The 23038-nt window shown below is 53.6% G+C and carries 18 protein-coding genes; 6 read left to right on the forward strand and 12 right to left on the reverse strand.

What is annotated here, in order from left to right; translation table 11 throughout:
- Positions 1-80: 80 nt before the first annotated feature.
- The gene (gene hemP / locus SV7mr_RS22500) at positions 81-311 is read right to left on the reverse strand and encodes a hemin uptake protein HemP (RefSeq protein ID WP_419187782.1); all 231 of its coding nucleotides are present in this window, start codon (positions 309-311) and stop codon (positions 81-83) included.
- 670 nt (positions 312-981) lie between these two features.
- Between hemP and SV7mr_RS22505 the strand changes: the two genes are divergently transcribed.
- A complete protein-coding gene (locus SV7mr_RS22505) occupies positions 982-2397 on the forward strand; it encodes a flagellin N-terminal helical domain-containing protein (RefSeq protein ID WP_145276931.1) in 1416 nt (471 codons plus the stop codon).
- Between the two features lie 231 nt (positions 2398-2628).
- Positions 2629-4077, forward strand: a complete 1449-nt coding sequence (locus SV7mr_RS22510) for an alanine/glycine:cation symporter family protein (protein ID WP_419187783.1) — start codon at positions 2629-2631, stop codon at positions 4075-4077.
- 267 nt (positions 4078-4344) lie between these two features.
- Here the strand turns inward: SV7mr_RS22510 and SV7mr_RS22515 are convergent, their stop codons facing one another.
- Together SV7mr_RS22515 and SV7mr_RS22520 are read right to left on the reverse strand one after the other, a co-directional pair.
- Positions 4345-5430, reverse strand: coding sequence for a transposase (locus SV7mr_RS22515; RefSeq protein WP_419187756.1), 1086 nt, complete (start codon positions 5428-5430; stop codon positions 4345-4347).
- A 457-nt stretch (positions 5431-5887) separates the two neighbouring features.
- Positions 5888-7054, reverse strand: coding sequence for an AAA family ATPase (locus SV7mr_RS22520; RefSeq protein ID WP_145276935.1), 1167 nt, complete (start codon positions 7052-7054; stop codon positions 5888-5890).
- A gap of 497 nt (positions 7055-7551) precedes the next feature.
- Between SV7mr_RS22520 and SV7mr_RS22525 the strand changes: the two genes are divergently transcribed.
- Positions 7552-8019, forward strand: a complete 468-nt coding sequence (locus SV7mr_RS22525) for a CAP domain-containing protein (protein WP_145276937.1) — start codon at positions 7552-7554, stop codon at positions 8017-8019.
- Between the two features lie 7 nt (positions 8020-8026).
- On the opposite strand, the gene SV7mr_RS22530 is transcribed toward SV7mr_RS22525, so the two are convergent.
- The 4 genes from SV7mr_RS22530 to SV7mr_RS22545 form a co-directional block, all read right to left on the reverse strand.
- Positions 8027-9133 carry a tetratricopeptide repeat protein gene (locus SV7mr_RS22530; RefSeq protein WP_145276939.1) on the reverse strand — a complete coding sequence of 369 codons (1107 nt, stop codon included), beginning with the start codon at positions 9131-9133 and terminating at the stop codon, positions 8027-8029.
- Positions 9134-9358: 225 nt separating this feature from the next.
- Entirely contained in the window at positions 9359-10678 is a 1320-nt protein-coding gene (locus SV7mr_RS22535) for a TAXI family TRAP transporter solute-binding subunit (protein WP_419187784.1), read from the reverse strand.
- Between the two features lie 42 nt (positions 10679-10720).
- Positions 10721-11260: a hypothetical protein gene (locus SV7mr_RS22540; RefSeq protein WP_145276943.1), complete on the reverse strand. Its 540-nt coding sequence runs from the start codon at positions 11258-11260 to the stop codon at positions 10721-10723.
- The gene (locus tag SV7mr_RS22545; RefSeq protein WP_419187785.1) at positions 11238-11735 is read right to left on the reverse strand and encodes a multinuclear nonheme iron-dependent oxidase; all 498 of its coding nucleotides are present in this window, start codon (positions 11733-11735) and stop codon (positions 11238-11240) included. Before SV7mr_RS22545 ends, SV7mr_RS22540 begins: the two co-directional genes overlap by 23 nt.
- 33 nt (positions 11736-11768) lie before the next feature.
- Here SV7mr_RS22545 and SV7mr_RS22550 point away from each other — a divergent pair, with 33 nt between their 5' ends.
- The 3 genes from SV7mr_RS22550 to SV7mr_RS22560 all read left to right on the forward strand — a co-directional run bounded on the left by SV7mr_RS22550 (position 11769) and on the right by SV7mr_RS22560 (position 16214).
- Positions 11769-12104: an ECF-type sigma factor gene (locus tag SV7mr_RS22550; RefSeq protein ID WP_419187786.1), complete on the forward strand. Its 336-nt coding sequence runs from the start codon at positions 11769-11771 to the stop codon at positions 12102-12104.
- A gap of 287 nt (positions 12105-12391) precedes the next feature.
- A complete protein-coding gene (locus SV7mr_RS22555; protein WP_419187787.1) occupies positions 12392-13696 on the forward strand; it encodes a DUF1552 domain-containing protein in 1305 nt (434 codons plus the stop codon).
- 16 nt (positions 13697-13712) lie between these two features.
- A complete protein-coding gene (locus SV7mr_RS22560; RefSeq protein WP_145276951.1) occupies positions 13713-16214 on the forward strand; it encodes a DUF1588 domain-containing protein in 2502 nt (833 codons plus the stop codon).
- A 3-nt stretch (positions 16215-16217) separates the two neighbouring features.
- Here the strand turns inward: SV7mr_RS22560 and SV7mr_RS22565 are convergent, their stop codons facing one another.
- Genes SV7mr_RS22565 through SV7mr_RS22585 form a run of 5 tightly spaced genes read right to left on the reverse strand, consistent with a single transcriptional unit; the run spans position 16218 to position 22877 of the window.
- Complete coding sequence (locus tag SV7mr_RS22565) at positions 16218-17861, reverse strand: permease (protein WP_145276953.1); 1644 nt, start codon at positions 17859-17861, stop codon at positions 16218-16220.
- Between the two features lie 28 nt (positions 17862-17889).
- The gene (locus SV7mr_RS22570) at positions 17890-18453 is read right to left on the reverse strand and encodes a hypothetical protein (RefSeq protein ID WP_145276955.1); all 564 of its coding nucleotides are present in this window, start codon (positions 18451-18453) and stop codon (positions 17890-17892) included.
- A gap of 29 nt (positions 18454-18482) precedes the next feature.
- Positions 18483-19436, reverse strand: a complete 954-nt coding sequence (locus tag SV7mr_RS22575; RefSeq protein WP_145276957.1) for an AAA family ATPase — start codon at positions 19434-19436, stop codon at positions 18483-18485.
- Positions 19433-21736, reverse strand: a complete 2304-nt coding sequence (locus tag SV7mr_RS22580) for a transglutaminase-like domain-containing protein (RefSeq protein WP_145276959.1) — start codon at positions 21734-21736, stop codon at positions 19433-19435. The genes SV7mr_RS22575 and SV7mr_RS22580 overlap by 4 nt, the downstream gene beginning before the upstream one ends.
- Positions 21717-22877: a DUF58 domain-containing protein gene (locus SV7mr_RS22585; protein ID WP_419187788.1), complete on the reverse strand. Its 1161-nt coding sequence runs from the start codon at positions 22875-22877 to the stop codon at positions 21717-21719. The genes SV7mr_RS22580 and SV7mr_RS22585 overlap by 20 nt, the downstream gene beginning before the upstream one ends.
- Positions 22878-23038 lie beyond the last annotated feature (161 nt).

Genomic DNA, 23038 nt, shown 5'->3' on the forward strand with positions numbered 1-23038 from the left:
AAGGTCACTGGTACAGGCGTGGCTGGCTGAGGCATCAACGAGAGTTGTGCCGATGGCTGGCTGCGCGAAATGGAAAGGGGTTACTTTGTCAAAATCAGTTTGCCAGCTTTGGTAAGCCGCAACTGGTACTGGAGTTCATTCAATTCAATCCGAACCGTGCGATTCCCTTCGGCTAAGTCATCCCAGCGGATCACTCGGGGAGTCTCATGACTGGCGGTTCGATTGACCACACGCGCAGAACTAGCATCCGCGGCAGAGCTTGACGCCCCGCTGCCAGGACCTAACTGACTCGGTCTTGAATCTGTCTGCATCGGCTTTTTGAAGTGTTTTGCAGCCATCAGTCGCAAGCGTGCGTGGGTCGGGACCAGCGAACCTACAAGGGGCAACAGAGCCACCCAACAGATTCCGCTAATGAGAATCACTATCAATAGGATAGCAGGATTTGCAAACTCGTTCAAGCGAATTGACAGAAAACGTTGGAAACACTCTTTGCGATGCTCCGGAGGACTTGTTACCCCCCCCTGCTGTGGAGCGATGAGTTAGAAGCGGCGGACTGATCTAATGGGACAGGTAGCCAGGTGTGCTGGGGAGGGCACCTTTGGCACACTCGCTGGGCATTGGCTTCACCTGCAGAGAGCTCGCTGGCATTGAACCTGCAGACGCATGAAAGGCTTTACTCTGCGAGGCAAGACAACATTGACGTTGAAGCAACGCATGGAGTGGATGTTTCCGAGGCAACAAAATTGACTTGCGCATTGAGACTGACATGTTCGTAACTAGCTTTTCGGTTCACTCGATGAATCGCGAAGCAATGCTCAAACAGATACCGAACTAAAACCTTTTCATGTTGGTCATCATCCGCTCACGGGACTCTGATCTGTTGGCCTTTTTGCATCCAACGTGATAAACACGACCTAGCGTTCGCTGTTACCACATTAGTACCTCGTGCCATGTCGCGCACCTATTGGGAGTGCAGTAAAGATGGGATTGACAATTGCCAGCAACGTGAGCGCTTTGAATGCGCAAAACAACTTGAACCGGTCAACCGATATGCTCAACAAGTCGATTGAGCGACTTTCGACGGGCTTTAAGATCAACCGCGGAGCAGATGGGCCAGCTGCGTTGGTGATTTCAGAAAAGCAACGTGCCCAAATCACCGGCTTACAGACGGCGATTGAGAATTCAGAAAAAGCATCCTCTGTTATCCAAACTGCGGAAGGGGCGTTATCAGAGATCAGTAGCATCTTGATCAAGATGCGTTCACTTGCGTTAGAGTCGTCCAACACGGGTGCGAGCGATGCAAATGCCTTAGCGGCCAATCAGGCTGAGATCAGCAACGCCTTGGACACGATTGATCGCATTTCTCGAGACACACAGTTTGGAACCAAAAATTTACTGGACGGATCAGCAGGGGTAAGCGGCAGCGCATCGGATGCCGATGTGACGTTTATCAAAGGCACAAACAACACTAGCACTGGTAGCTATGCCGTCAACGTGACCACGGTGGCTCAGCGTGCTGCTGTCACCGCGGGAGCCACGACGACCACCACAGCGGCAGATGAAGTCCTCACGATCAATGGTGTCAACATCACGATCAACGCCGGCAGCACGAAAGCCGCTGTTGTGACACGCATCAATGAATTCACGGATCAAACAGGAGTATTTGCGGAGGAAGTACCTGGAATCCGGCTTCGCACGACCGCCTTTGGAGGTGATGCGGAGATCACGGTTGTTTCAGACACAGCCAGTGCAACAACAAGTTCTGGATTTGGAACCACTCTCACCACAACCAGCGGCGTCAACATCGCTGGGACGATCAACAGCTTAGCAGCGACCGGCCAGGGCAATGTTCTCACCAGCACCGAAGGCGCTTCCAAAGGCACGATGGTACGGATCGGCGAGGACACCACTTCAGTGACCACGATGACACAAACCGTGACAGGAGCACAAGGGAATGCCAATGTCCAAAACGATGGACTACAATTCCAAATTGGGCCCAATCGCAATCAGGCGACGAACATCGCAATCAACAACGCCAGTTCAGATTCCTTGGGCACTGCCCAGTCGGGAAATGTGTTTAACAGTTTAGCTGAGATCAGCGTGACTTCATACAACAATGCGCAGGATGCACTCGAAGTCATTGATGCAGCGATAAACGAAATCTCGACCTCACGTGGCTCGTTAGGGGCGTTCCAATCCAACACGCTGGAGTCACTGACTTCAAGCATGCGGTCAACCTTAGAGAACACCGTCGCGGCGGAATCGATTGTTCGCGAGACAGACTTCGCTGAGGAGATTGCCCGCTTCACCAGCAACCAAATTTTGGTACAGACTGGAACGCGGGTGCTATCGAGTGCCACACAAACGACGCAATCGATCCTGGCATTGCTGGGTTAGGCATTCAATTGCAGACTGTGGTGAGAGAACGAGGCAAACGCAACTTGCACTGACGTTGCGAAGGGTGATGGCTGTTCGCTTCGTTTCTGCTTGCATGAAGTGGCAGCCTGAATGATCGCTTTGGTGCATTTCATGCGGGAACATGGAAAGAGTCGCCTAGTTCACCTTGTTCAGGCTCTCGATTCGCGTAGGTTATAGAGACTTCACTACGCTTTACTCGGGAGCCATATTTTGGCGACAACCTCGGACTCAACTGAAATCAGTGCCTTTCAAGAGCAAGCAGAACAGATTGCAACCGCCGTCAATGGGTTGGTTCTTTGGGAAATCGACATTGGCGGGACGGGCGTGCCTGTTGTCGTCTTGTTTCTTTTTCTGGCGAGCTTTGGATTTACGATCTACTTGAAAGCGCCGGGTATTTTTCTGCTTCGACGCGCCGTTCGGATTGTAAGTGGTCGAGAGAAGATTGAGCATACTGTTGGAGAGGTGACGCACTTCCAAGCGTTGACCACTGCGATTGCGGGAACGGTGGGCATCGGCAACATTGCGAACGTGGCAGTCGCCATTGGAATTGGTGGCCCCGGCGCTATTTTCTGGATGATTTTAGCAGGCTTCCTAGGTGCCTCGTCCAAGATGATGGAATGTACTCTCGGCGTTAAATTTCGGGTACAACACGAAGACGGATCGATCTCCGGTGGTCCCATGTATTACCTCAGGGATGGACTGAAGTCGATTGGGTTAGGTCGTACGGGAAAAGTCCTAGCCTATCTCTATGCGAGTTGCATTCTGATTGCGGCGTTGGGGATTGGAAACATGTTTCAATCGAACCAAGCCTACGAGCAGGTCGTGCAGATTGCTGGGGGGAAAGATGGCTGGCTTGCAGAGAACGGATTCGTCTTCGGTCTATTGTTAGCGATTGCGTTGGGGCTAGTCATCGTCGGAGGCATCAAGAGCATTGCTCGAGTGACGGAGAAGCTTGTGCCACTGATGGCGGTTCTCTATGTTTCGCTTGCTTTACTAGTCATAGCCATGAATGCGGAGGCAATTCCCTATGCGATTGGAGCAGTGATCAGCGGCGCGTTCACTCCTGAGGGGGCAGCGGGTGGAATCATTGGAGTCGCAGTTCAGGGGATTAAGCGATCGGTTTTTTCGAACGAGGCTGGTTTGGGGACAGCATCGGTCGTCCACAGTGCGGTTCAGACCAATTATCCGGCCAGCGAAGGGATTGTGTCTGTCCTGGAACCGATTATTGACACCGTCGTCATCTGTACGATCACTGGCATGGTGATTGTGACGGGAACCTACCGAACACCCGACTTGCTAGACTCTGGACTGGAGGGGATCGAGATCACGAGTGCGGCGTTTGCGCAAACGATCTCATTCAGTCCGTTTCTGGTGTCGATTGCCGCGGTGCTCTTCGCGTTTTCAACGCTGATCGGTTGGTCCTACTATGGGCTCAAGGCATGGACCTTTCTGTTCGGCAAAGCAAAATGGGGAGAGAATCTTTACAAGTTTTTGTTCTGTATCGCCGTTGTTGTAGGATGCATGATCAGCCTGAAAGCCATTGTTGATTTCTCTGATGCGATGGTCTTTCTGCTTGTGATCCCCAACTTGACCGGCCTGATCTTACTCGGACCGATCGTCAAAAAAGAGGTGGCCGCATTCCTCTCCAACTCCCAATAGGGTCTGTCCCTGTTCAGAAAGCGCGAAGAGGGTCTGTCCCTGTTCAGAAAGCGGAGGTTGAGGGCGATGCACAGCGCTGGCAAACTAGGCAGACTTCAGGGCGTCACGCAACCTGCTTACCAAACCTGAAAAGACTGCGTTAATGCAATTCTGCGTCAATCTCACTGTACATCGCGCAGAAATCGAGCCCGCACGCTTCGAAAACGCGTCAAAAATGTGGTGCCAGGCTAACCGCTGGCTGGCTCGAACCCCGAAACTCTCGACTCATCAAATCTGCAACACCACGCGAGCCTGCTTGCGGATGAAATAGGCATCTCCGCTCACATGCTTCCGCTCCTCTGACATCGAGTCCAACGAACCGGCAACACTCCCAAACAACGCGCCAAATCGGTTCGCCATCGATAACCAAGCCTTCGCCGGTAACTTGGAAAACCTGAGCGCCGCAGGAAGCTCAATCTCGCCGTCCTCATGCATCCCCAGCGTCCATTTCAATAACTCCATGTAACGCTCAAAGCTGATCGGCAAGAACCCCTTGTCGCTACAACGCTTCCCCGATCGACTCGGCGCCGAACCTACCGCATCTTGCGCCTCGTCAAGCTCCAACTTCGATAACACCCGGCAACGATCCGCACCCTTCTCTCGCAAATCAAAGCGGTGCCGACGAGCCAACGCCTCCGCCTGAGCCTGATCCGCTTCGTACTGCGCTCGCAAGACCTCTGTGATCCGGTGCCCCAACGCCCCACTGCTATGCTGGTCAAATGGCTTATCAAGACCCGCTCGAATCCGATTCAAGTCGATGTAGACCGTGCACGCCAACAAAGCCGCATCATCGACCAACCGAGTCGATCCATAACGCCCAGCCCAAAAACTCCCACGTCGACCGTCTTCGTAATTCGCCCGCTGAGCAAGGTACTGATTGAGTTGCTTCATCAAGTGCGAACAATCACTCAACTCAGTTCGGCACTTCTCCAGCTTCTCCTTGTTGGCCATCAACATCTCGATAGCCTGCTCAGAGGGCTGCTTGAAATTCCCGTCCTTGTCCGGCTGACCTGACAACGCACTCAGCCAACGCTCGGCCACCTGGCGATCGGTCAAAGACGCAGCAATGTCGGGCCGAGTGCGAACGTTGAGGTGATAGTGATTCGACAGCACGCCATAGCTGAGCAGTTCAATGCACAGGTGTGCAAACAGCTGGTTCATTTTGTCCACCAGCCAACCCTGGCGATAGGAAAAGTCCTCGCCGGTGTCTGGATTTTTGCCTAGGAGATAAAGGCCATCAATGGTCCGATTATAGAGGTGCACCGCTTCGACCTGATGAGGATCGAGCACCTCTGAACGAGGGTCACGACACATAAACGCAAGGTTCCTAAGGAAAAGCAGCAGGACCAAGCCACGCGTACCTGCCAGTACCATGCGTTTAATCAAAGGGCGGATCTTCACACCCTGAAAGAACTAAGATTTATAAGAACCATCGACCGGTCGTCAAGCCCCGACCGACGGACTTTCCCACAGCCCAACTCCCTAGCTCCGCTACGAACACAATCAAACGCCAGAACGAAAATGCTCTAGCACTCTGTGCCAATCTGAGCAAGACACTCTGCCAAGGCTCAGCCATCGAATCTAGCAATTTCAATGGTCGCTCGAACGATTAAAATCGATTTGCGTGAATTTCTTAACAAACCAACTGACTCATTCCCCAAACTCTTCGCCGGCATAAACAGCGTGCAGATTTAGGAACAGGCCCCTAAGTCAATTGGAACAAGCCCTTCAGTCAATTACCCCCATCTCGACTGCCGCTGGGAGTCCAACCCTATCGTGCTGGCCACTTGAATCCAAAACGATCTAGCAAATTCTCATTCTCAATCAACGTCTCCCCTAGTTTCTTGACCAAATGAACTTCGCAGCACTCTTCGGAATCCTTCACCAACTCGCTCAATAGCATATCGTTGTGACTGACAACAATCACTTGACTGGACGCTGCTGCGAGCTGAATCATTCGCGCCAACGGCCTGATCAAATCAGGATGCAGACTTGACTCGGGCTCGTTTAGCACGAGCAACGCTGGCGGTCGCGGTGACAAAAGCGCAGCGATCAATAGCAGATAACGCAACATGCCATCGGACAACTCACTCGCTCTTAACTGCCGCAACATGCCGGGCTGATTGAACATTAACTGAAGCCCATGCCCTGAACGCACAATCTGCACGGTCGCCCCCGGAAAGGCCTGGTCAATGGCTCCCTGCAACCCCTCTGCGTCCCCGATTTCGACAATCGTCTGAATGGCAGCTGCGAGATCAGATCCATCATTTGACAAGATGGGAGTAAATGTCTGTGAAGACACCGTTCGGGCCGGCGCCTGCTGATCACACCGAAAGGAATCATAGAAGCGCCACTGGCAAAACTGCTCACGCATTAGAATGACTTCGGGCGCATGAAAGGGATCTGCGAACTGAGACATCACGCTGGCATTACGCGTGAGCGCCAAGTCAATCTCCTGCCACTTCCCATTGGCGCGGCGACAACGTAGTGAATCCCGACGTCGATCCACGCACAACGCGCGAGCCTGCCAATCCGGACCGACCCAAATCCCCTCACGTTTCACTTCAGGGTCACGATCAAACATTGATCCCATAGGAACTGGCAAACCAAGATCCAGGCAATAGCTGTAAGGATCGGCACAGATCGCGAGCTTGAGACTGATCGGCTTGCGTCGCAAGGTCCCTTGCACCGGCACACTGCCGTCTCGCATCGCTTGACTGATCTGCTCTGGCCCAGCCCACAGCACGGAAGAGAATCCGCCCTCGATCGCCAACGATTGGGCGAGGTCACCGCGCGCGGCATCTCCTAACAGTCGAAGCGCTCGATACAAGTTGGACTTCCCAGCACCGTTCACTCCGGTCACCACAGTCAACTGCCCAAGTCGCAACACTAACTCACGAATCGAGCGGTAACCAGAAATCGCAATTCGATCAATCACAACAAGCCATCCCTGAAACCCAGACTCTCACTTTAGCCACGATTCGAATCACAACGCTATCAAGGATGCAGTCGAGCCTGAAACGGAACTGTCACCGAGCAGGATCAAATTGACAGGATGTTTTTCTCGAGCTCATCAACTCCGTCCTCTGATGTCAACTTGCTACCAGGCCCGACCAGCCCCCCCCGACATCCATCATGAAATTGCACTCATTAAACCAGATAATTGGTGGCTCGGTTTGATTTTATGCATTGAATGCTATCTTGTCCAAACACCATTGGATGTAGCAAAGCTGGCGAGCCCCACACACGCGAAAGGACCCCTGGGGGCATCAGCATCGCAACTTTCGCTAATTGCCTTTACTGAGCAATTCCGCAAAATGCCGCAATCAGCTTCGGCGGCATTGACTGCAAAACCCTCCAACAACCGGAATTGCAACTGCCTTGCGGTCCGACTGACACGTTTTCAACACCGCCTTTCGCGAATTTGAGAAACCCATGAGACTATTTTTGTTTGTTGCGTTTTGCGCGTTTGCCATCACTTCCGCAATCCCCACTGCCAGCGGCGATGGCATGGCAGAGGTCAACGAGTGGCGCCGAAAATCTGGACTCAAACCATTCATCGAAGACGCCAAGATGACTGAGTTCGCCAAATCCAAAGCTCGCTACCGCGCCGAGCGAGGCCTACAAAATGGACACCAAGGCCCCAAACCTCCCTTTCACTGGCACGAAGGCACAGGTGAAGCCAAACCAGTATGGGGCTGGCTAACCTGTGAAATGGAAAGCGACTTCAAGTACGCCGGAGCTGGCATCTGCGTTGGCAAGGATGGCACGCGGTACATGGTCCTGGTCTGTCGCGATGGCTCCGGCCGCGCGTTAATCAGTCGCAATAACGTGCCAGTCCACTCAACCGCTCACCTGTCCCCCAATCCACCCAAAGTGGAATCTAAGCCGGCCGACAATTAGGACAACGTCACACCGAAACGATTCGGTTAAATAGCCGAGCGAAGAACGACGGTTTCTTTTGCGGCGACCGCTGCATCATCTCTTGCAGCGTCGCCGGTTGAGGTCGCTTCCCCGCGACAACTTGATCAATGATTCGAGCGATGCTTTGATTGACTGGATCTTCAGGACTCAGCTTCAACGCATACCTGATCGTGCCGGTGGCATCGATGGTTTGCACTGCCAACAATTGACTGACTGCCAAATTGCCGAGCAAATCAGAATCATCCGGGCAAATCGCGACCGCTCGCTGAGCGACCTTGACGGCGGCGGGAAAATCTTGCTGCTCTAAACAGACACTGCCAAGCTCTTTTAAGACGATGGTATCCTCCGGATCAATCTCCGCAGATCGTTGCAGTTGCTTTCTAGCCTGATCAATCTTCCCGACTGCAAACCAAGCCATCCCCAAGGCCAACGGAGCCTTGGCAGAGTCGGGATACTTTGCACTCAGCGATTGAAGATCGGAGATGGATTGAGTGAGTTTTTCAGCATCGTCAGAGTCCAGCGCAGGCCGCCCCGGCTCACGTCGATATTGCCACACCACATCAAACGCTCGGCGAAAGATCTCGTCGGCAGTTTCAGTGCTGCGTGCATGATAGACACACTGTCCGGTTTCCTTATGCCGATAGGTATCAATGTCTCCCTTCCGTTCAACAAACTCAAACTGCTCAGCGATTTCTTCTGCCGTATAATGCTTGATCGAATCAGGATCGTAAGCACCGTTACGCTGTGGTGCGATGACCGTCCGCGAGTCGTTCCCTTCCATTGTGGCTATTAAGCGTTGCTCATACTCAAACAGCACTAGCCAGTCACAGGGAGGATGAACACTGCGATCATGTGAATCAACAATCACAAAGTCCGCTTGCTCAGCATGTCGCGACAATCCATGCAACTCCAAAGACTTCGCAAACCGCTCGGCATCGACGGGCGACATGAAACTCGCTTGCGATAGCATCTCATCAGCATAGCTCATCACATTAGGAGCCAGTTCCTCGAATGCTGATGCGCCATCAGACATCACGCGCTCAAGCGCATCGTTGCGAATCACCACCGATGTACATTGAATTTGAATAGGCACGGAGTTCTCCTGATAAGAAAAGCGGCATCTATTCTATCGCGCAGAACGCCTGGCAACCACAATTTAGCGTTCACCAGAACCGTAAAACACGGGCAACCGAAGTTTGCACAAAGAGTCTCGGCTAAACAAAGCGATCACGCAAAGTGTGCAGATTGCAAACTCATCGCTGCCTCTACATCACAACCATCGCTTGCCTGCTTTATCCACCGAGAAGCGGCCAACTTCCTAGGCAGATTCTTGGCCAAAGAGAATGGAGAGCAACTTCAATTGAATCCGATTGATCAGGCTTGAACACTGCTCGATCAGGATCGCGAACTCCTGATCGCCTCTCAGCTCTTCCTCGGTGAACTCCTGAAGTGCCTGCAACTTGATCCGCGTCACACTCTTTAGATAGTTCCTCAAAGCCTCGGGGTTTGATGTCTCCGCCTGCTTTTTCTCTATCCGCAATGTCTCAGTCAACAGTTTATCTAGATGCTCTTTTTGTCGCTGGACAATTTCCTGCAACTCTTTTTCCTGCATCCGGCGCCAGCGAAGCCACAGTAGATAGATGCCGGCACCGAGCGCGAAGAGCAACTCCTTGGTCGCCACCAACGACTCCATGACGCCCACCATTTCTCCCAGGTTATCTTCGGGATTAAAGTACCGCTGTGCTGCAGGGTGAAACCGCGTGGGTGTCAATCCAACCGCTTCAGCGCGAGACACCAGCGTTGGAACTTTCAAACGCAGATTCTCTTCGTGAATCGCCTTCAATGCGGCTTCCACCAGGTCTGTTGACGCATTCTCCCGGCACACGAGATAGGCAGTCGTGGCAATGGTTGGACAAGCTTCCTGAGGAACGGAAGGCTGCTCAGCAAACAACCCTCGCGGCACTTCCACTCGTCGAATGAACGGCATATCCAACTCTAGCGCAGCAGCACTTTGAATCGGAATCAGATCGAACTGATTCGTCAACAGCACCTCCCTCAGTTCAGGGTGCACGATTCCAGCAACAACAATTGCCGCTTCCAAAGAGGGATCGTTGATGAGCTCAGAAAACTCTAAATCAGCTTCTGGCCCCAAGGTCGATTCCGAAATGGAAAAATGCTCCAGCATCTTTAAGGCCGCTGCACGACTCCCAGAACCCTTGGGGCCAATACAGAGTTTTCGGCCCGACAATTGACCGACCGTTTCAATGCCACTCCCCTTGCGCGCGACCACAAACAGGTACTCTCGAAACAAGGGAGTGATCACGCTGATTTCTTCGATGCGATCGGGATCGCCTTGAACGATCGCCAGGTCAAACTCTCCGCCGACGAGTCGATCGAAGTTCTCTTTTGATCCGTTTGTATTCTTGACTTCAACCGAAGACTCTGTTCGCTTGGCCAGCGAATCAACGATTGAGGAACCAAGCAAATCATACATGCCACCAGCGATGCCAGTTGCGAAGTGAATGGTTCGCGGCACCGTGTCACGCTTCAACCACCACGTCGCCAAAGCGACAACCAGAGTCAGCACCATCGCCAACGTGATCCAACTACGAATTCGACTGGTTGAAATCTGGGACATGTGCATAAGCGAAGAGTCAGAGGACAGAGCAATGAGAACAAGCTACCTAGACTTGACTCGGAAAAGCGAGATCGTCTTCTTGAAGGGAAGACGGCGACCGCGAAAACAACACTGCAACACGAAACGTTGATGTGATTGCCGATCGGGCGTACGCAATAGTTGAATCGAAAACCGCCGGCGACTCAATAAAAATCGCACCCAATGATGCTCATCCCGTGAATATGCTTCGACACGATGCTCTGCCAGGAAGCAGTAAAACCACTCCGCGTCGATCAAATGTCGTTGATGAGTTGGTGGCCAATCGGCGCTATCGACATAGTCTCGATACTGTTGTTGGGCACGACAACCCAATCGTCGCCACGTTACAGGAATCAACTTAGCCACTGCACCTTGCCGCTTTTCAATCAACGACTCCGCCTGATTGCCTAGCTGTTCCAGTGACAAATGCAAAAGACAATTCCATTCTTCCGGCACCACTTTCAGTTCTTCCAAAACAATCTTGCGTTCGGCGGCAAATCGCTCCCTCAAGCGACGGTCACGCAAGAGCAACCCAATGGCCTCAACTGCACCTCGCTGTTTCACAAACCGCCTCCAATCGCTGAAGTTCTTGCTCGAGTGCTGGCAATTCTGGAAAGCAACCAACGCGTTCAATAATCACGGCTTCAACAGGCGCGTATCGGATCACGGTCTCCGCTAAATCAAACAACTCCTCTTGAATCATGCTATTGTGGCGATCATGCCAAACGCCATCGCTATAGGAGTATCCAACAAGATGAATCTGTCGAATCACGGCGGGCTCAATTTGTTCCAACCACTGCACCGGATCAAAACGGTGATTGCGGCTATTGATGAAGAGGTTGGTCACATCGAGCAGCAGCCCAGCACCCGACTTGTCGCACAGCAGGTTAATGAAATCAGTCTCGGCAATCTCCTCGGGAAGTCGCAATTGAGAAGTAATGTTCTCCAGTAACAACGGTCGCTGGCAATAGTCGATGAGCTGGCGACTATGCTCAATCATGGTCTGCAACGGACGCTGATTGAGAGGAATCGGGTTCAAAAGAACCTCTCTCCAAACGATGCGTCCGCAAAGTTGGCAGCGGGTTCCATCATCATTCGCCGGCTGCTTGTCGACGATGCTCGAAGACGCAATTGCCTTAAAAGAGGCGGTCCATTAACCGGCCAATCTCAAACAACTGGCGTCTTTGCAGAGCAAACGAGATCACTGGACCTTATCGAACTGAACGACGCATTAGAGCTGCTGCAGACCCGGTATCCACGGGCCGCACAAGTCGTCGAATTCAGATTCTTTGCTGGCCTGACCTACGAGGAGATCAGTGAGCAACTGGCGATCTCAGTCAGAACCGTCAAGAGCGATTGGCAGTTCGCCAAGTGCTGGCTCTACCGTGAACTGGAAAAGCACACCTAAGCCCTCACACAGCGATCACCGCCAATCGGACACTGCAGGACACACCTGGAGCATCCCGTCAGTGACATTCAGTCACTCTGGCCGGCAACCGAGGGGCTGTAGACGAAATATCTCGATTAATGTGTCTGATCTGATCGCTGAATCGTTCAACAACAGCGTGACCGTACGCCGACTTGATTTACTTTCTCAATCATGACAAGTAAACTCGCTGAATCGCAATGTTCAGCTTTGTTGCGAAACACCCCCGCCTCTGGCAGCTTGCCACACCCACCACAAGCAGTCCAACCGTGAACCAGTTTTTCAATGACCGACGGACTCGACGTTCTTTCCTACACGCTGGTTCAGGAGTGCTTGCCATTCCATTCCTGGAAACACTGGCAAGTGGCGAGAAGGCTGTTTCCAAGCCGCCAACGCGTTCCATTTTTCTCGGCGGTGGATTTGGCTTTACCAAGGACTCCTTTTATCCTACCCAAGCCGGACGCTTTGCTGACATTGGCTTGACGGACGGCTTGAAACCGCTTGAACGACACCAGAACGACATCACGATGGTGTCCAACCTGACGAATGTCGGCGCGACGAATCCACATGGCGGAAGTGTTTCCTACCTGACGGGAGCAAATGTCGCGGGCACTCCAGGCAAGCGATTCCATAATTCAATCTCTTGCGATCAAGTCATTGCCCAGCAACTGGGACAGGGCACGCGTTTCCCGTCACTGACACTTTCAGCAAACGAGCCTGACGGTGGCTCAAATGCTGGCCATGGGCCTGGTCTCTCTCTTGCTTGGGACGTTGCTGGCAATCCGATCCCTGGCATCTCAAAGCCGATTGATCTGTTCTACACCATCTTTGCGAACCCAAATGATTCTCGCGAAGCACTTGATGCTCGCCTTAAAAAGAAGCAGAGCATCCTGGACGTGGTCCGAACGAATGGGACCGGGATGCGGCATTCGCTTAGCAAACATGACCGCGACAAACTTGACGAGTACTTCACGGGCATCCGTCAAGTAGAAACGGGCTTGGAACGTCAAGCCAAATGGGCTGACACGCCCAAGCCAAGGGCAACCATGGACGCTCCCGATGAAGGGATCACAGGTGAGCAGGCCATTCGCCTCATGTATGACATGATGATCATTGCCTTACAAACCGATGCGACGCGCGTGATCACCTATCGTCAACCTGTCGGTTCTTTGCTGACTGGCATGGGGATCAACCTAAAAGCGCATTCCCTGAGCCATTATGGTTTTTCGCAACCGCGAATCGATGCGTCCCAACAGCGCGACCGCAAGTGTTCAGCACTCTTTGCGCACTTCCTGGACCGCTTGAAGGAAGCTCGCGACATGGACGGGAGCCGCTTGTATGACAATTGCATTGTCAGCTATGGCACCAATCTGCGATCGGGGCACGAGTTAAAAAACGTACCGGCGATCCTTTCGGGAGGTGGCGCAAAACAGATTCCACACGGCAGGCACATCATGCTTCCCAAGGCGGATACTCCACTTGCAAACTATTGGCTGACCTTGATGCAACAAGCTGGCGTCAAGCAGAACCAATTTAGCCATAGCACTGGCATCATCCCCGAACTGCTTGCCTAGCCAATCGAGATCGCTCATGAAGATGCTGCTTCCTGCCGTGACATTCTTTCTCGCGGCGTTCAGCCAACTCGATGCATTGGCTGCTGACCACGCGTTACCGCATGCACGAAAAAGTCTAGCGCCTTTCCTAAACACCTACTGCGTCAGCTGCCATGGTGCACAAGAACAGAACGGCCAGGTGCGTTTGGACAACGTGCAATGGCAAATCACCAACAACGATCATGCGCAACGTTGGCAAGATGTATTGGACCAGCTCAATGGCGGAGACATGCCGCCGGACGATGCCAAGCAACCGAGCAACGACGAACTGAGCCATGCGCTCGATGCCTTGACGGGAGCCGTTCTGGAAGCTCGTCGCCGACTGACCGACCATGGTGGCGAGGTCACACTGCGGCGACTAAACAAGCGAGAATATAGCAACACCGTCAAACACCTCTTTGGATTTGGAGTGGCTCCAGATGACATTCCCGACGTGGGTGAAATCACGTCCTTTGACACGGTCGGCTCAGAACAGTTCTTCTCGTCCTCCAACTTTGAAGCCTTCTTGGAACTCGGCCGCAAAGTTGCCGTTGAATCTTTCCGTTACAACCTCAGCGCCAAGCGGCCTGTGAAAACCGAGCGTACAGAACCCGAGACGCGCCGCACCAAACAATTGCGTGAAAAGCTTGCCGATCTCGATCGCAAAATGGCGCTCAAGAAAACCGGTGCCAGCTGGAAAGAAATGGGCTTCAAAGATGAAGGCGAAATGGAAATCATCTTTCGCCAGTGGGACTCGCGAGCCGAACTGCCACGGCGCTACCTGCAGTACCCGCTGGTGGATTCAGGTGTCTACATTTCCGATGTTGCCAAGTGGGCAAGTGCCGCGATGCACACCGACATTCGCGGGGAGTACATTGTCCGGATTCACGGTGGCATCAATGGTGACGTCGATCCACTGCGGCGAGTGGTCCGCATCTGGGACCGTCATTCCATTCGCGGAACCCTGGAACTCTCCGGCACGCCGGCGGCTCCCGAAAGTGTCGAGATGCGAGCCCACCAACAAATGGGACGCAGCCATCTGGGCGTCAACATCCGTGAGAACGTTCCCGAATCGACCATCAACTCGATGCGTGGCTACCTGAATAAGCTCCAAGGCAACGGAGATCAAAGGGATCCCCGAGCTGCTGTGTTCATTGATTGGATTGAACTTGAAGGGCCTTACTATCCCGCTGGGCGACCGGCCTGGGAAGCGATTCTTTATCCCGATGGAGAAACCGGCAAAAGCCCTTCACCGTACATTTGGAATCCCAACAAGATTCATGAGCTGATTGAGAAGTTTGCGTTCGAAGCGTTCCGGCACCGCCAACCTGAGCCCGAATACATCGACGGGCTGCATCAAATTTACCAGCAGCATGTTGCCGAGGGAATGAACGCCAAGGATGCGATGGTCGAAGTCATGGCGATTGTCATGGCCTCCCCGGCGTTCCTTTATCACCATGAATCCGATCCAAGCACAACCCCCGGTGAACAACTGCCCAATCGCGAGTTAGCCGCGCGGCTATCCTACTATCTATGGAGCAGCCCACCGGACAACGAACTTTATGCCGCGGACCTCGGCGACCCAAACGTCTATTCAGCACAAGTCGATCGCCTGCTCGCCGATCCACGCGCCAATTCATTTCGCGAAGGCTTCGTCAGTCAATGGGCTGAGTTCGACCGCTACGACGCCATCACCATCGACACTCGTAAACTGATCCATTTCAATGAAGGTCTGCAACGCGATGCCAAACAGGAAGTGATTGAGTTCTTTGGCGCGTTGATAGACGAGAACCTTCCCGTGTCGAACTTGATTGACTCAGATTTCTTGATGATCAATTCCGCATTAGCGACACACTATGGGCTGGACCTACCGAACAACAAATCAGCTGCTTTCCAGAGAGTTGCTCTGCCCAAGGATTCACCCCGCGGTGGACTGATGACGCAGACGGCTTTCCTAATCATGGGTTCCAACGGGGAACGTTCTTCACCGGTGATTCGCGGTGCCTTGGTCATGGAGAAATTGCTTCATGACGCGCCAGCACCTCCCCCGCCGAACGTCCCTGAACTCAGCTCGGCATCAAGTGAGCCGATGTCCAATCGCGCGATGGTCAAGCTTCACCAACAGCGCGCCGTTTGCGCCTCTTGCCATCGCAAAATGGATGCAATCGGCTTTGGACTGGAAAACTTCGACACCATTGGCCGCTGGCGCGACACTGAAACGGTCGGACGCCAGGACGTCGCAATTGATCCCAGTGGGACATTGCCTTCGGGCGAGGCCTTCGCTGACGTCAGCGAACTGAAGCAGGTCTTGCTCAACCAGCAAGACGCCTTAGCACGCGAGATGGTTGAGTCCCTGTTGGCGTACGGCCTAGGACGCACCATCGAGTTCTCAGACGGCGACGATGTCGAGGCCATCTTAAAAAAGCTTCAACCCGCCGATTACCCCATGCGTTCCATCATCCGCGAAGTCGCCCTTAGCGCTCTGTTCCGCTCCAAATAGCACCTACAGCGTGGATGTTGAATCTTGGCCCCTGACACTTGATTCGGGATTGCGATAGGCGTCGATCAATCTTTGTTCGGTGAGCATCAGCTCCGTTGCGATCTGAGTTGCTCGCTCCCTGTCCGGATGTTCCTCTTCGATCTCGTGTTCTAAAAGGTCAATCTTGGAACGCAAAAGATAGCCTTGCATGCGCTGATACGGGGTCAGGTGGCCACGACGAATGATTGCCCCGACCTCCATCCGGCGAGACCATTGGTCCCAACGTGGCAACCAAAATTCAGCGTCTGCATCGTGAGCCGTCATCACGCCAGAAATGGCATCACTGCGAATGTAACGAATCTCTTTGATACACTCATCGGGCGAAGGATAAAAGGCAAAGCACATCGTAATGCTCAATGCAATGATACCGGCAATCAGTGTCCCACCGACTGTCTGTGGGCTGACATTGCGATCAAACCCCGGTTTACCAGCAACGGGCTCACTAGGCTGAAACCCATCGCCCAGCTTTGCCGGTAACGACGTACTGGTGCCACCGAAAAAGGCTTCATCCCAGCCCAGCACGCGACAGACTGCGCCAACGAGCAAGAGCCATGCCAGCAGCCCCAGACTAATCATCGCGCTAACCTGCAACGTCTCAGCAAGCTTGCGTTGCACAAAGTCAACGGTGGTCGAATCGACCGTGAGGATCGGGTTGGAGTAGCCGTCAAACGCATGCGTATGCCCGGCCGGCTGAACGCCTACAGGCACCAAGGGCCGATTGATTACATAAGCAATTGAAACCACGATCAGCATCAAGCAAGAGAACCAGATTCCAACACTTCGCAAACCAAAACTCTTGGCCATCCAAGCTAACGTGCCCAAGTTCATCCCAGCGCCGATGACCAGCAAGATGAATGCGGCGCCGGGCGAATTGACATGCTGAAACATCATCCCTAACTGGCCCATCGCCAGCATCGGAGTCGCATAGACAGGCACTGCGACCAACGCCATCCGCGCTGGAGCCCACCAATCGTCCCGTTCCATCGCGGTCCCCAATGAACCGAAAGGCAAAATGGCCGAAAGCAGCACCATCCCACTCACAGCAATCAGGCTCCAAAGCCCCACGGGGCCACACAACTGCCGGCAAACGTAGACGACCACCAACAGCAAACGCCGCATCCCGATCACAGCATCGGACGTATCACTCGCATCGGCCTGAGCATCGGAATCCACGCTGGAACGTTCTGCAAGTGAATCCCAAATCGCGCCCACCACGGTCACAACAAACAGCGACCCCAGCGCAAACAGAACAATCACGTAGGGTCGTGAAAGCGTCAGCCCATACAACAGGGACATGGGGTTGAACAGCGGTGCCGACAAGGCGAACGCAGACATTGCCCCGACCTTGATCTTTGCGCGCTGCATTTCGATCAAAATTGGCAGCACGCCAATACTGCAGACCGGCAGCAGCATCCCCACCAACCAAGATTGTGGTAGCGATCGCAGCGAATCACCACCGAAAAGTTTCCGCGTCCCGGCAGCACCAAGGTAGTAACGCAAAATCGCTGCGACACCTAACCCAATCAACAGCGTTGGGATAGATGAAATCGTCGCTTCCGCAATCCGAATCGCACCGCCGAAAATCGCTCCTTGAATCCACTCATTCATCGATACACCTCAAACGATAGGGGTTGTGTCAGTGATCATCATGCTCGTCGTGCCCATGCTCGTCGTGATGGTGATGACCGTGATCCTCATGGTTGTGGGGCAAGAACCGATCGATCTGCTTGTCGGGCTCCAGCGTCTCCCATGCGTCTTCAGACAACTGGCATAGCTGGGAAACTTGCTTCTGTCGCTCGACTCCCCACGACCCCGGCCCCGATTGGATCGATTGAACGATCGCCTCACTCAGTTGATGAATGGGAATCCAATGCTTCTCTGCCAGATCGGTGTCGGCAGCATACTCGGGGGTTAGCGCGATTAACTTGGCTAACATTGCTTTGTCTTCGTCGCTAGCGGTTTGCTGATGAATCTCTTTCAGCAGCGTGCGCATTTTCTGTGACAACTCAATCAGTGATTCAGGACGGTCGTCCAAGTCGACCGATTCAGTGGTCAGTACAACGGACGAGGAACCTTGACCGCACCCGGTGAAGCACAACGGCAGGGACGCGATCAGCACGAACACCAAACGCTGCCACGCCTTGACTGGGAAACACAGACAACTGTGACCTCTGCTGACCGCAGGACCCATCGTTTTCATAAGTCAAACCAACTGGAAAAGAAGAGAAGCTATTTATATTCCGGTGCGGCAACAGACTGAATCACTCGTTCAATCGCAGCATTCAGATCGTCATGATGCACTTGAAGACGGACGCTCAGCACGGGATAGGCGACCTTGACGACATCACTCGGCGTCACAAAATCCCTGCCTTGCAAATGAGCCCAAGCCTGAGCCATTCGTTGCCAGTGCAACATGCCACGCGGACTAACGCCCAAGGCGATCCCCGAATCATTCCGAGTCGCGTCGACCAGATCCACGATGTACTCTCGCAGACGCGGATGCACCGTTAGATTGGCAACTTGGCGTTGATGCTGAATCAATGCCTGCTTGCTAAACACGTTGTCCGGGCTCGGTTGATCGCCCAACGTGCCAACTGCGGACTCCAAAATTTTGATTTGCGCACTGCGGTCGGGGTAACCGATCTGGAGCTTGATGGCAAAACGGTCTAACTGAGCCTCTGGCAACGGATAGGCACCATGCGAATCAATGGGATTTTGTGTGGCAATGACCATGAACGTTTCCGACAATTGATACTCAACGGCATCAATCGTCACCTGACGCTCGGCCATCGCCTCCAGCAAGGCGCTTTGCGTTCGCGGTGTGGTTCGGTTCAATTCATCGGCCAACAAGATGTCAGAGAAGACTGGGCCCGAGTGAAACTCAAACTCACGCGTTTTCTGATTGAACAAATTGAATCCAGTCACGTCGGCTGGCAATAAGTCAGGTGTGCACTGAATCCGCGCCAGTTCACCACCCAAAAAACCGGCCAACGCTTTAGCGAGCGAGGTTTTCCCGGTCCCCGGCAGATCGTCAAGCAGCAAGTGCCCTCGGGCCAACAAACAAGCAAGTACAAACTCAATCTGTTCGTCCTTGCCATAGAGCACTTGATTCAAGCTCTTGCGGAGCGTCACAAGTGGAGCATGATCAACGGTTTGCTCGGGCTCGTTAACTAACGTCGTCATTGTGTTACCTCAGTGAAGTGCAGGGCGAGTCGATTTGCAGAAAACGTACGCACCAGATCTCGCAGCACCTGACGCTGGGATGCCTGCATGTCATGGTGACTGGAGGCGTTCCCGAAACAGATCCGATCTGCCAGATCGCAGAAGGATCGAAGAATTTCTTGATGTCCTTGTTCAACCGTTGAATCGTTGCCAGTCATCATCAGCAACCAGTCGCGTGTCGGCTGACCTGCCGGCCGTGACTTACCAATCAGCCAAGCCCTGGTTTCAATGATTCGCACCGCGAGTCGCAAGCGAGCCTGCGCTGGCAACCAGGACGAAAGCCACCAGACCAACATCAACGCCCATTCCAGCCAAATCAGCCTCAACCGCCACATTAAAAACAAGCTGAGCACGCCACCGAGCATCAACGGCCAATTTGCCGCGGCGTATCGCTTTGAACGCAACCAGAGCGAAGGCGAGTAAACCGGTGGCAAGTAACCGGGACTGGGCTCAATTTCGAACCAGTGCTGATCGTCCAACTTGACCTCTGCCCAGACATGCACATCTCTTGGCATCACGTTGCTGTGGGAGGCGCCAAGATCAAACGCAGAGGGCCGCACATAGAATCCAGTGACCAACCGTGACTCCAGTCCAATCTCGCGTGCCATCAAGGCAGCAGTGGTTGCGAACAAGTGTTGCCCACCGCGTTTGGTGCGCAAAAACGTTTCGATTGGAAACTCCGTCTGCGAATCGGTCAGCCTTAACTCACCCTCGCCCAAGTCGACGGTGGAATCAAGTTCGAATTCCGCCCGCAGATGATTGACAATCGACTGAAGTTGTTGGTATTTGTTACCCGTTTCGTTCGTCCACTGCTGGCAGAGCTTTTTTAACTCGGTTGGTCGCCATCTCTCTTGCGTCGCCAGCGAGCAGTTTTCCTGCAATCGATCCAGCAGTTCGTCTTCCATCAGCTTGCGTGATGCTGAATGCACGATCGTTAACGCTGGAACGGCAACGCGATCGGGCATCAAGAACGAACCATCTTGATCGATCGCAAAAAAGTCACCTCGAATAACCTCTTTAATGTGCACGCCGCTGGTCATCATCGGCAAAGGGATCCGCTGGGACTTCAGTCCGATCACCTTCGTTCGTCCAACCGCGATCTCGTTTGCAGCGCCGTCAAAGAATTCCCTGGACGTCGCTGGATCGAAGAACCACGTCTGCTGACGTTCCTGGCCTGAAATCACAGGCAGCATTTTTTCAACAGCGAGTTCTGCTTGATTCGTCCAATCAACACCATCAAAGGTGTCATAGCGATTCATTGCTAGCCGAATGCCGGTCGGTCCCTCCCATTGGATCGCCGCTTTGCTGCGAACATCGTCAAGATGCGAGTGTCGCTCTGGCGGTGCACGATCGGTACTGAATGAACTTCCGCCTTGCTCACTTTTCGATGTTCTGCCATGGGCCTCTTGAACGTTCAGTGACAACATTCCTTGACGACGTTCCCAGACGCCGCGTTTTTTGGGCTGTCCGACCGAATCGCTAAACATGTCAAACAGCGTTGACTCCGTCGACTCGAGGAAAAACTCGCTGTCCACCGCCCCAAAGGAATCCGCTTGTTGCTGAGCAGCGATGGCGGCGTCACCGCTGCCAATGCCATGACGAGCCCCAGGGTCTGACCACTGCGATCCACCGCTGGTAGGCATGAACCCGAACCCAAAGGGGGACGCTTCACCCAATCGACCTCTCACGGCCCACGTTCCCAAGACCACCAAGCCAACCGCACCAGCGACCATCAACGGTCGGAACTTCATCGTGTGCTGCACCGAATTGACTTCACAGGTCGAAAATCGCTCCCAGTGATTGGCAATCAGGTGCCACAGACAAAGCGTGATCCAACCAATGCCAATCAATAACGCATACGGGGCGTCAGAGATAAACACGGTGAACAAGGTCAAGAAGCCAGACACGACCAATGAAATCGACCGGAGCCGTAAACTTCCCACCGACATCACCAGGCCTGCGCAGCCAAAACTGGTCATCGCCGCCATCTCTGTTGCAATCGCATTGCTCATGCTTCGCGTGACAACGTACATGATCATCGGTAAAGCGACGACGAATGCCATGCAAGCGATGGAAGCTCGATGGCGGTCAAAAGATCGAAGACGCAGTCCGATGGAAAACGCAATGCCGATCAATGCGCACTCGACACAAAACGTCGGCGTCGACTCGATGGGATAGCGTATCGTCCCAACCGCAAACCAGGCGATCAACGCCAATGCGATTGCTTCACCGACCGCACGTTTAAGCAGCAGCTTGGACATTGCCGATCTCCTTCCAGATTGCCGCCACAACTTTGGCGATCATTTGCTGATCAGCGAGATCCTCGGGCTGCACGACGACCCCGGCGCCCGATAGTGCCCCTCGATGAGTCACTTGAAGCAATGTGCCCAAACCACCCCATGCCGCAGGTTGACCAGCGAGCTTACTGAGTCGCTGAGCGAAGGGTTCGCACTGTGTTCCAGTGATCAACAGATCGGTTCGCCCCGCAGCCATCAGCGCGCTTCGGCAAGAGCAACCTTCCAAAGGCACCATTGCCAATCGATCCAATACAGCTCGTGTGGAGACAACCGCCGAGGTCAGCTGCACCGTGCGATCCCCAACAGTAACGCTCATGGAGACGCCTTTCTGCTGCCCCGCAGTGATCACACTGGCGGCGACACGCATCCGCTGAGACAGTTCGTCGATTCCGTCGCCGTGATCAACGGTATCAACCCAAAGGTTTAAATGAGACTGACGCGGTCCACCCCGTTCATTAACGATCAAAGAATCAAGCTTCGCAGATGCAACCCAATTCACTTGGCGAGCCGAATCACCGCGCCGGAATTCGCGGGTTCCCAGAAAATCGCCGCTGCGGTCCGGACAAGATCCCTCACCACATTGCTGAGTCAAGCGTCCAGCGACAACCTGGCCATGATTCATTTCATAGAGCTTCGGCCAAACGATGACCTGGCCCGAATCAGCCAGCTTTCGACGCGCGGTCCAGATGGCAAACGGAAACGCGCAACAAACCTGAGGTTCATGTTTAGGGTAACAGCCACGCAATCGAGGGGAAACTTCGATTTGATACTCGGCTCGACACAGTGGAGGCACCGACGCTAACGCGAAGGGAGCGACGGCTGCAGCGTGCACTTCTTGCTCTACCTGATCCGCATCAAAGGGATCAAAGAAGCCTTCGACGGCTAGTCCCCAAATCGGAATCGGCAAGCGGTTGCGCACCTTGACCACCATCACGCAAGACGACTCCTCGTTCATTGCGGGTGTGCCAGGGCTGAGCTCCACCTTGACCGCGCGGACGGCAACCCAAGGCCAAGCGATGCCGACCAGCATCAACGTTAGTAGCGCCGACGCAATACTCCAACCAACCGGACTGAAATAGAGCCCCACGATAACGCTGATGTTCATTGCAACGAACAACCAACCCACGGGCTCCTTCAACCAATAAACAAAACGATTTGCCCAGGGACAGAAATCTGTCGTCAAGATACTTGTCAGCTTGTATCCTTGCCTGGGCGCAGCATGACCCATTGCCATTGCGTGACACTCCCGAAAAACCAAGACAGCAT

The sequence above is a fragment of the Stieleria bergensis genome (genome assembly GCA_007745635.1).
GTDB lineage: Bacteria > Planctomycetota > Planctomycetia > Pirellulales > Pirellulaceae > Stieleria > Stieleria bergensis.